We start from the raw sequence: 7,875 nt of genomic DNA, 5'->3' as shown, positions 1-7,875 counted from the left end.
TGGTGGAGCCGAGGGGGATCGAACCCCTGACCTTCGCATTGCGAACGCGACGCTCTCCCAGCTGAGCTACGGCCCCGTGGGGATTTCGGGCGGGCTTGGGCGGGTCGGTGCCGGCCTGGGAGCCTGCGATGCCCAAGCCCGCAAGTTTATCACCGTTGTCGGTTTTGACAATCGTGTCGGCGGCGCCACTTGGCGGAGACGGGGCGGGCGTGTGCCCGCAGCTGTGATGACCCGCCGAGGAGCCCTGTTTTGCTGGACTCGAAACCCCTGCTGCTTGAGACCGACTTTCCGCCCATCGCCCGCCGGCACCTCAGCACGGTGCAGGTGAACCTGGGCTACCGCTGCAACCAGTCCTGCGTGCACTGCCATGTGGACGCCGGGCCGAAACGCCGCGAGGAGATGCATGCGGACACCATGGAGCAGGTGCTCGCGTTCGTGGAGCGCAGCGGCGCCTCCACCCTGGACATCACCGGCGGTGCCCCGGAACTGAACGCGGTGTTCCGGCCACTGGTGGAGGGGGCACGGGCGCTCGGCGTGCAGGTGCTGGACCGCTGCAACCTGACCATCCTGGAGGAGCCGGACCAGGCGGACCTGGCGGCGTTCCTGGCGGCGCACCGCGTGGAGATCATCGCCTCACTGCCCTGTTACCTGGAGGACAACGTGGACGGCCAGCGCGGCAAGGGCGTGTTCGAGGCCAGCATTCGGGGGCTCAGACGCCTGAACGAACTGGGCTATGGCGCCGAGGATGCCGACGCAACTGGGCTGCGGCTGAGTCTGGTGTACAACCCGGTGGATGCGGTGCTGCCGCCGCCGCAGTGCACGCTGGAGGCGGATTACAAGCGCGAGCTGTGGGAGCGATACGGCGTGCGCTTCAACCGGCTGCTGACGCTTGCGAACATGCCCATCCGCCGCTTCGGCGGCTGGCTTCTGTCCACCGGGCGCTTCGATGACTACATGCGCCTGCTGAAGGATGCCCATCGGCACGAGAACCTGGAGGCGGTGATGTGCCGCGACCTGGTCAGCATCGACTGGCAGGGCTATGTCTACGACTGTGACTTCAATCAGATGCTGGGCCTGCCCCTGGGCAGTGCCGGGGATGGACGCCCGCACGTCAGCGAGCTCACGGACGCGGACGGCCTGACGGGCGCCGGCATCCGCGTCGGCGAGCACTGCTTCGGCTGCACGGCGGGGCAGGGCAGCAGCTGCGGCGGGGCGCTCAGCTGACGGCGTTTCGGGCCTTGGAAGCCGGCGGCGGATATCGCTTCCCGCAGGCGCGGATTCTGGTGTTTGCGAAGGCGCCGGTGCCGGGCGCCTGCAAGACGCGGCTGATCCCAGCGCTGGGCGCCGAGGGCGCTGCGGCGCTGTACCGGGAGCTGCTGGAGGGGACCCTGGCGCGGCTGGCGCCGGCCCGCATCGCGCCGCTGGAGCTCTGGTGTGCGCCGGATACCGGGCACTGGGCATTCCAGGACTTGGCGGCGCGCTGGGACCTGTCGCTGCACGATCAGCAGGGCGGTGACCTCGGCGAGCGGATGCTGCACGCGGCGACGGATGCGCTGCTCAGGGTCGAGGCCGCGGTCCTGATCGGCAGCGACTGTCCGGGACTCGGGCCGGCCCAGATCGCCTCAGCGCTGACTGCGCTGCTGGCGCAGCCGCAGCAGGATGCCGTGCTCGGGCCGGCAGAGGACGGCGGCTATGTGCTGCTCGGGCTGCGGCAGCCGGCGCGCGAGCTGTTCACGGGCATGCCCTGGGGTGGTGATCAGGTGGCGGCGCTCACCCGGGCGCGCCTGGCCGGACTCGGGTGGCGCTGGTGGGAGCTGGCGCCGCTCGCCGATGTGGACCGGCCGGAGGATCTGGCCTGCTGACGGGCGGCCGGCTGGACCAGGCACCCGCAAGGGCGACGTAAAGACCTGGATTCCGCTTCGCTGCATCCAGGCTGCGGTGTCCGCGCGGTCGCCCGATCCCTGCCCGGACTCCCGCGCCGCGTTACGATCAGTGCGTGGTCCCAGCGGCGGGGATGGGCGGAGCGTCGCAGCGCGGCTTGAATCAGACCATCTGGCACGCCGCGCCAGCGGCGTTTCAGCGATGCAGAATCAGCTCCAGCACGAACTTGGAGCCGAAGTAGGCGAGGATCAGCAGCAGAAAGCCGCTCAGGGTCCAGCGGATGGCCTTCTGTCCGCGCCAGCCCCAGACGCGGCGCCCGAGCAGCAGCCCGCCGAACACCATCCAGGCGAGCACCGACAGCACCGTCTTGTGCACCAGGTGCTGGGCGAACATGTTCTCCAGGAAGGCGAAGCCCGACAGCAGGGCGAGCGTGAGCAGCACGAAGCCGATGCCGATCATCTCAAACAGCAGGGCTTCCATGGTCATCAGCGGCGGCAGGGAGCGGATGAAGGTGTTCGGCCTGCGCCGGCGCAGGTAGCTGTCCTGCACCGCCAGCAGCACCGCCTGCACGGCGGCGAGCGTCAGCAGGCTGTAGGCGAGCATGGACAGCAGCACATGCAGCTTCAGGATCCAGCTCGCGTCCTCGCTCATGAAGCCGACGCCGGGGTAGATCAGGTCCAGCAGCACGGTGATGGCCGCAAGCGGCAGGATCACCAGGCCCAGGTTCTCGATGGGCTTGCTCAGGCTGGAGATCAGCAGCGACGCCACCACCGTCCAGGAGGCCAGCGACAGGGCGTTGAAGAAGGCCAGGTTCAGGCCCGCATGGCTGAAGATGGCCTGATACAGCAGCCAGGTGTGCAGCAGCAGGCCCAGGAAGCCGAGCCCGAGCGTGGTCTGGCGCAGCACCTGGACCGGGGCCAGGTCGCGGTTGAACATGCGCCAGCCGATGAGGCTCGCGCTGCCGAGGTAGGCGGCGATGCTGAAAAGGGCGATGGGGGCGCTGCTCATGGCCGCGGATCATCGCACAACTGCGCCCGGGCCGGAACGCGCCCGGACAGTCTTGCGACGGCCGGCGGGCTGTTCTTTGCCGCTGCCTTGATTTAGGTTAACGCCGGCGCTTGCCGCTGCGGGCAGGCTGGTGATCGCGCCGCCTGTGCTTCCCGCCGATGCCCGGGCTGAGGGCGGCACGTCTGCCGCCGACGCCCCGGGCGTCGGCCCGATTTCCTTCATCAGACTTAAGGTCCGAGTCAAGACTCATGTTCGACAGCTTGCAGGAGCGCTTCGGCGACGTGCTCAAGGGTCTGCGCGGCCAGGCCCGCCTCACGGAGGACAACATCAAAGACACCCTGCGCGAGGTGCGCATGGCGCTGCTGGAGGCCGACGTGGCCCTGCCGGTGGTGCGCGGCTTCGTGGAGCGGGTGCGCGAGCGCGCCCTGGGTGCCGACGTCACCCGCAGCCTGACCCCGGGGCAGGTGCTCATCAAGATCGTCAACGACGAGCTGACGGCCCTGATGGGCGAGTCCAACGAGGGGCTTGCGCTCAACGTGCAGCCGCCGGCGGTCATCCTGATGGCGGGCCTGCAGGGCTCGGGCAAGACCACCACCACGGGCAAGCTCGCGCGCTTCCTGACGGAGCGCCAGGGCAAGAAGGTCATGGTGGTGAGCACCGACGTCTACCGCCCGGCGGCCATCGACCAGCTGGCGACGGTGGCCCGCGAGGTGGGCGTCGAGTGCTTCCCGAGCAGCGCCGACCAGCAGCCGTTGGCCATCGCCGAGGGCGCCGTCGCCGCCGCCAGGAAGCAGTTCAAGGACGTGCTCATCGTGGACACGGCCGGTCGGCTCGCCATCGACGAGGCGATGATGGCCGAGATCCAGGCGCTGGAGGCATCGCTGTCACCGGCGGAGACCCTGTTCGTGGTGGACAGCATGACCGGCCAGGACGCCGCCAAGACCGCCAAGGCCTTCCATGATGCCCTGCCGCTCACCGGCGTCATCCTGACCAAGGCGGACGGCGATGCCCGCGGCGGTGCGGCGCTGTCCATCCGCGAGATCACCGGCAAGCCCATCAAGTTCCTCGGCACCGGCGAGCGCAGCACGGCGCTGGAGCCCTTCCATCCGGACCGGATCGCCTCGCGCATCCTCGGCATGGGCGACGTGGTCTCCCTGGTGGAAGAGGTCCAGCAGAAGGTGGACCACAAGCAGGCCGAAAAGCTTGCGAAGAAGCTCAAGAAGGGCAAGGGCTTCGATCTGGTCGACTTCCGCGACCAGCTGAAGCAGATGAGCCAGTTCGGCGGCATGGCGGGGCTCATGGACAAGCTCCCGGGCATGGGCGAGGTGCCGGACCACGTCAAAAACCAAGTCAACGACAAAGAGGTCGTCAAGCTCATCGCCATCGTCGACTCCATGACGCCCATGGAGCGCGCCCATCCGCAGATCATCAAGGGCAGCCGGCGCAAGCGCATCGCCCTGGGCTCCGGCACCCAGGTGCAGGACGTGAACAAGCTGCTCAAGCAGTTCACGCAGATGCAGAAGATGATGAAAAAGATGAAGGGCGGCAACATGGCCAAGATGATGCGCCAGATGCAGGGCCGCCTGCCGCCCGGCATGGGTGGGCTCGGCGGTCCCGGCGGCGGCATGCCGCCCGGCGGCTTCCCACCCGGCGGCGGCTTCCCGATGTGACACCCGCACGCGAGCCGCGGCGCGCCTTCGCCCGCGCCGCGGCCACCCCGCTCGTACCGCGCCCGCAGAGCGCGCAGCCTGGATGCAGCGCAGCGGAATCCAGGCATCCCGGCTGCGCGGGGGCGAGCACGCCGTCGCGCGCCCACTGCCGCGGGCGGAAGCAGTACACTGGCACCCGTGGATACAGCGACGACCATCGACGGGGCGGGGCAGGGCTGGCGCGCTGAGCTGTACCTGGGCTGCGAGCGACGCCCGGGTCCGCGGGGGCCGCGCACCGTGCTTGCGCGCAAGCACCAGCGGGGGCCACTGACGCTGCAGCGCGCCTTCCACCCGGAGGGCGCGCCCTGCCATCTCTACCCGCTGCACCCGCCCGGCGGCGTGGTGGGCGGCGACACGCTGGACATCCGCCTGTCGGTGGCCGCCGGCGCCCATGCCCTGGTGACCACGCCCGGGGCCGCCAAGTTCTACCGCAGCGCCGGCGATACGGCGCGCCAGACCCAGGTGCTGAGGGTGGAGTCTGGCGGCGTGCTGGAGTGGCTCCCGCAACCGGCCATCCTGTTTCCGGGCGCCCGGGTCCGGGCGCAAACCGACATCCGGCTGCACGGCGATGCGCGCTGCATCGCCTGGGAGCTCATCAGCCTGGGCCGGCCCGTCATCGGCGAGCGCTTCGGGCACGGTGCGCTGGATGCCGCGTTTCGCCTCGCCCGGGACGGCAGGCCGCAGCTCGCGGAGCGCCTGCGTGTGGACACGCCTGCGGACCTCGACCGCGGCAGTGGGCTGCGCCGGCACGCGGTGACCGGCACCTTCGTCGCCACCGGTGCGGCGGCGCCGGACCTTGAAGCGGCGCACGCCGTGGTCGCCGACGCCGCTGCCGTCCTGATCGGCGTCACCCGCCTGGACGATCTCCTCGTCGCCCGTGCCCTCGCCGATACAACGGAGCCCGTGCAGCGGGTATTCTGTGCGCTCTGGAGCGCCCTGCGCCCGCGTCTGCTGGGCCGCGGGGCGGTACCGCCCGGTATTTGGGCAACCTGACGACCCGGGCGCGGCGCGTGCCGGGCCCGAGACGCGAGGCCGTAATGGACCTGACACCGCGAGAGAAAGACAAGCTGCTGCTGTTCACGGCGGGTCTGCTGGCAGAGCGCCGGCGGGCGCGGGGTCTGAAGCTCAACTACCCGGAGGCGGTGGCCTACATCAGCTGCGCCATTCTGGAGGGCGCCCGCGACGGCCGCAGCGTCGCCGAGCTGATGGACTACGGCCGCACCCTGCTGACCCGCGAGGACGTCATGGACGGCGTGCCGGAGCTGATTCCGGACGTGCAGGTGGAGGCCACCTTCCCGGACGGCACCAAGCTGGTCACCGTCCACGACCCAATCGTCTGACAGCCCCGCGCCGCGGCCTCCGCGAGCTTCTCATGCCGGCACCGCCGCTGGTGCAGAGGCTGCTGCGCCGACTCGGCTGCGGCGGCCCGCCGCCCGGCCAGAGCCTGGTGCCCGACGCCATGCTGTTCGACTGGCAGCGCGGGGCGCCCGGCATCGAGCCCAGCGTCGATACCCAGGTGCCACCGGCGCTGGCGTCGCGCCTGCGCCTCGACGACCCGGCGCTGGAGGCTCTTCGCAGCCGGTATCGGGCCTGCGATCCTGCCGTGACGACGCCGCTGCTGTGGGCGCCCGGCACCCTGGACGAGGCCGCGCTCAGGGCCTTCCGCGGCGAGACGGCCTACGTCTGGCAGCGCCGCGGCGCCTCCCGCAGCATCAACGCCTATGCGCTGGCGGCCTATCATCTGTTCTCGCGCACCGACTCGCGCGCCGTGGCGCGCTTCGCCGGCATGGACGAGGACGGTCTCTGCGGCGCCGCGGTGTACGAGATCGCGGGTCGCCGCGTGTCGCGGGACCTGCTGGACTCCCTGGCGGAGCTGGACTGCATCGACCGCGAGCTGTGCCTGGGCCCGGGCGGGGTGACCGCCATCCTGGACATCGGCGCCGGCTACGGGCGGCTCGCGCATCGGGCGCTCACCGCCTTCCCGGAGATGGAGCGCTTCATCTGCACGGATGCGGTGCCCGAGTCCACCTACCTGTGCGGGCTCTACCTGGCGCACCGCGGCCTGGACGAGCGCGCGCTGGTGGCGCCGCTTGACCGCATCGACGCAGAGCTCGCCGCGGCACCGGTGCAGCTCGCGGTGAACATCCACAGCTTCTCGGAATGCCGGCCGCAGGCCATCGCCTGGTGGCTGGACCTGCTCGCGCGCCACCGGGTGCCCTGGCTGTTGGTGGCGCCCAATGCGCAGGACCACGGCGGCCGCGAGCTGCTCACCAACGATCAACAGCCCTTCGGGCCGCTCATGGAGCAGGCCGGCTACCGGCCCCGCGCCGTGCTGCCGAAATACCGGGACCCGGTGGTACAGCGTTACGGGCTGTCGCCGACCATGTACCATTTGTTCGAGTATGCGCCCTGAGCCCGCGGCGGCTTCCGCTTTCGATCCCCCCGATTCGGCCCGCGGGCTCGGTCTCCCGAATCAGGGCCAGGCGCAGTCACAGCGAGGCAGCTATGATCCCCGGCGAAATCCTCACCGCCCCCGGCGACATCGAGCTCAACGCCGGCCGCCCAGTGCTCACCGTCCAGGTGGCCAACACCGGCGACCGCCCCGTCCAGGTGGGCTCTCACTACCATTTCTACGAGACCAACCCGGCGCTCAGCTTCGACCGCGAGCCCACGCGCGGGCATCGGCTGGACATCCCGGCCGGCACCGCCGTGCGCTTCGAGCCCGGGCAGAGCCGCACGGTGGACCTGGTGCCCTACGCCGGCGCCCGGGTGGTGTACGGCTTCAACGGCAAGGTCATGGGGCCGCTCGATCCGGCGGCTGACGGCGGCGATGCCGATGACGGCAGCGATGGAGGTGACACGCCATGAGCAGGCTTTCCCGCGACGCCTATGCGTCCATGTTCGGCCCCACCACAGGCGATCGGGTCCGGCTCGGCGACTCCGAGCTCCTCATCCAGGTGGAGCGCGACCACACCGTCTACGGCGACGAGGTCAAGTTCGGCGGCGGCAAGGTCATCCGCGACGGCATGGGGCAGTGCCAGCGCCAGGCGGACGAGGTGGTGGACACCATTATCACCAATGCCCTGATCCTGGATCACTGGGGCATCGTCAAGGCGGACATCGGCATCAAGAACGGGCGCATCGCCGGCATCGGCAAGGCCGGTAACCCGGACACGCAAGCGGGCGTGGACATCCTGGTGGGCCCCGGCACCGAGGCCATCGCCGGCGAGGGCATGATCGTCACCGCCGGCGGCATCGACGCCCACATCCACTTCAT

The 7,875-nt window shown here is 70.3% G+C and carries 8 protein-coding genes, 1 tRNA gene and 1 pseudogene; 8 read left to right on the top strand and 2 right to left on the bottom strand.

Features of this window, described 5'->3' with window-relative positions; all coding sequences use genetic code 11:
• Nucleotides 1-76 (bottom strand) — tRNA-Ala (locus QZ607_RS25325).
• A gap of 173 nt (nucleotides 77-249) precedes the next feature.
• Between QZ607_RS25325 and arsS the strand changes: the two genes are divergently transcribed.
• Together arsS and QZ607_RS25315 are read left to right on the top strand one after the other, a co-directional pair.
• Nucleotides 250-1,224: an arsenosugar biosynthesis radical SAM (seleno)protein ArsS gene (gene arsS / locus QZ607_RS25320; RefSeq protein WP_295888925.1), complete on the top strand. Its 975-nt coding sequence runs from the start codon at nucleotides 250-252 to the stop codon at nucleotides 1,222-1,224.
• A 14-nt stretch (nucleotides 1,225-1,238) separates the two neighbouring features.
• The gene (locus tag QZ607_RS25315) at nucleotides 1,239-1,862 is read left to right on the top strand and encodes a TIGR04282 family arsenosugar biosynthesis glycosyltransferase (protein ID WP_295888922.1); all 624 of its coding nucleotides are present in this window, start codon (nucleotides 1,239-1,241) and stop codon (nucleotides 1,860-1,862) included.
• A gap of 214 nt (nucleotides 1,863-2,076) precedes the next feature.
• Here QZ607_RS25315 and QZ607_RS25310 read toward each other — a convergent pair whose 3' ends face one another.
• A complete protein-coding gene (locus QZ607_RS25310) occupies nucleotides 2,077-2,889 on the bottom strand; it encodes an inner membrane protein YpjD (RefSeq protein WP_295888920.1) in 813 nt (270 codons plus the stop codon).
• A gap of 248 nt (nucleotides 2,890-3,137) precedes the next feature.
• Here QZ607_RS25310 and ffh point away from each other — a divergent pair, with 248 nt between their 5' ends.
• The 6 genes and pseudogenes from ffh to ureC form a co-directional block, all read left to right on the top strand.
• Nucleotides 3,138-4,559 (top strand): signal recognition particle protein, encoded by a 1,422-nt coding sequence (gene ffh, locus QZ607_RS25305; protein WP_295888917.1) that lies wholly within the window; start codon nucleotides 3,138-3,140, stop codon nucleotides 4,557-4,559.
• Nucleotides 4,560-4,736: 177 nt separating this feature from the next.
• Nucleotides 4,737-5,591, top strand: coding sequence for an urease accessory protein UreD (locus QZ607_RS25300; RefSeq protein WP_295888915.1), 855 nt, complete (start codon nucleotides 4,737-4,739; stop codon nucleotides 5,589-5,591).
• 44 nt (nucleotides 5,592-5,635) lie between these two features.
• Nucleotides 5,636-5,938, top strand: a complete 303-nt coding sequence (gene ureA / locus QZ607_RS25295; protein WP_295888913.1) for an urease subunit gamma — start codon at nucleotides 5,636-5,638, stop codon at nucleotides 5,936-5,938.
• A 32-nt stretch (nucleotides 5,939-5,970) separates the two neighbouring features.
• Nucleotides 5,971-7,011: a putative sugar O-methyltransferase gene (locus tag QZ607_RS25290; protein WP_295888911.1), complete on the top strand. Its 1,041-nt coding sequence runs from the start codon at nucleotides 5,971-5,973 to the stop codon at nucleotides 7,009-7,011.
• A gap of 92 nt (nucleotides 7,012-7,103) precedes the next feature.
• Nucleotides 7,104-7,466 carry an urease subunit beta gene (locus tag QZ607_RS25285; protein ID WP_295888909.1) on the top strand — a complete coding sequence of 121 codons (363 nt, stop codon included), beginning with the start codon at nucleotides 7,104-7,106 and terminating at the stop codon, nucleotides 7,464-7,466.
• Nucleotides 7,463-7,875: pseudogene (ureC, locus tag QZ607_RS25280) on the top strand (urease subunit alpha); the annotation flags it as partial. The gene QZ607_RS25285 and the pseudogene ureC, both read left to right, overlap by 4 nt.

Origin of the sequence: uncultured Thiohalocapsa sp., assembly GCF_913063425.1 — a bacterium.
GTDB lineage: Bacteria > Pseudomonadota > Gammaproteobacteria > Chromatiales > Chromatiaceae > Thiohalocapsa.
Note: the sequence above shows the minus strand (reverse complement) of the source record. Positions and strands in the feature narration are given on the sequence as shown.

Coding starts and splice junctions, on each gene's coding strand:
- QZ607_RS25310 (WP_295888920.1), bottom strand. CDS start 2,889: ATGAGCAGCGCCCCCATCGCCCTTTTCAGCATCGCCGCCTACCTCGGC.
- ffh (WP_295888917.1), top strand. CDS start 3,138: ATGTTCGACAGCTTGCAGGAGCGCTTCGGCGACGTGCTCAAGGGTCTG.
- ureA (WP_295888913.1), top strand. CDS start 5,636: ATGGACCTGACACCGCGAGAGAAAGACAAGCTGCTGCTGTTCACGGCG.
- QZ607_RS25290 (WP_295888911.1), top strand. CDS start 5,971: ATGCCGGCACCGCCGCTGGTGCAGAGGCTGCTGCGCCGACTCGGCTGC.
- QZ607_RS25285 (WP_295888909.1), top strand. CDS start 7,104: ATGATCCCCGGCGAAATCCTCACCGCCCCCGGCGACATCGAGCTCAAC.